We start from the raw sequence: 1,465 nt of genomic DNA on the forward strand, positions 1-1,465 counted from the left end.
AGTTTGTACTTTGAAAACTAAATAATATTCTATGTTCTAATTAATCAAGAAAACCGAGAACACCGCGTTATTTGAGTTGTTTAACGAAATAATCGCTAACTCAATTAATCGAAATGATCGAAGATCATGTAGGTTAAGTTATGAAGGGCGCATGGTGAATGCCTTGGTACTAGGAGCCGATGAAGGACGGGACTAACACCGATATGCTTCGGGGAGCGGTAAGTACGCTTTGATCCGGAGATTTCCGAATGGGGAAACCCAAGCACCTTAGTCGGTGCTTGCTTGACCAGTGAATTCATAGCTGGCAAGCGGTAGACGCAGTGAACTGAAACATCTAAGTAGCTGCAGGAAGAGAAAGAAACATCGATTTCCCGAGTAGCGGCGAGCGAAACGGAAAGAGCCCAAACCAACGAGCTTGCTCGTTGGGGTTGTAGGACTGAACATTGGAGTTACCAAAACGCGACGTAGACGAAGCAGTTGGGAAGCTGCACCAGAGATGGTGAAAGTCCAGTAGTTGAAACGTCACGTTCTCCGTTCAGGACCCTGAGTACGGCGGGACACGTGAAACCCCGTCGGAAACCGCGAGGACCATCTCGCAAGGCTAAATACTCCCTAGTGACCGATAGTGAACCAGTACCGTGAGGGAAAGGTGAAAAGCACCCCGGGAGGGGAGTGAAATAGTTCCTGAAACCATGTGCCTACAAGCTGTCGGAGCCCGTTAATGGGTGACGGCGTGCCTCTTGCAGAATGAACCGGCGAGTCATGATTGCGTGCAAGGTTAAGGTGGGAAAACCGGAGCCGTAGCGAAAGCGAGTCTGAAATGGGCGTACGAAGTACGCAGTTATGTACCCGAAACCAGGTGACCTACCCATGGTCAGGATGAAGGTGCGGTAAAACGCACTGGAGGTCCGAACCCGTGTCAGTTGAAAATGGCTGGGATGAACTGTGGGTAGCGGTGAAATTCCAAACGAACTTGGAGATAGCTGGTTCTCTCCGAAATCTCTTTAGGGGGAGCCTCGGAATGAAGAATCGTGGAGGTAGAGCACTGTTTGAACGAGGGGCCCGTCATGGGTTACTAATTTCAGATAAACTCCGAATGCCATTGATTTATGTCCGGGAGTCAGACGATGAGTGATAAGATCCACCGTCGAAAGGGGAACAGCCCAGATCACCAGTTAAGGTCCCTAAATATATGCTAAGTGGAAAAGGATGTGGAGTTGCATAGACAACTAGGATGTTGGCTCAGAAGCAGCCACCATTTAAAGAGTGCGTAATAGCTCACTAGTCGAGTGATCCTGCGCCGAAAATGTACCGGGGCTAAGCATATTACCGAAACTGTGGATGTGCACGTCAGTGCACGTGATAGGAGAGCGTTCTAAGGGCGGCGAAGTCAGACCGTGAGGACTGGTGGAGCGCTTAGAAGTGAGAATGCCGGTATGAGTAGCGAAAGACAGGTGAGAATCCT

The 1,465-nt window shown here is 49.5% G+C and carries 1 rRNA gene; it reads left to right on the forward strand.

Annotated elements, in window-relative coordinates:
- Nucleotides 1–131: 131 nt before the first annotated feature.
- Nucleotides 132–1,465: ribosomal RNA gene (locus tag AC1EKL_RS08715) — 23S ribosomal RNA — on the forward strand; the annotation flags it as partial.

It is taken from the genome of Limosilactobacillus sp. C0001E2 (genome assembly GCF_056590915.1).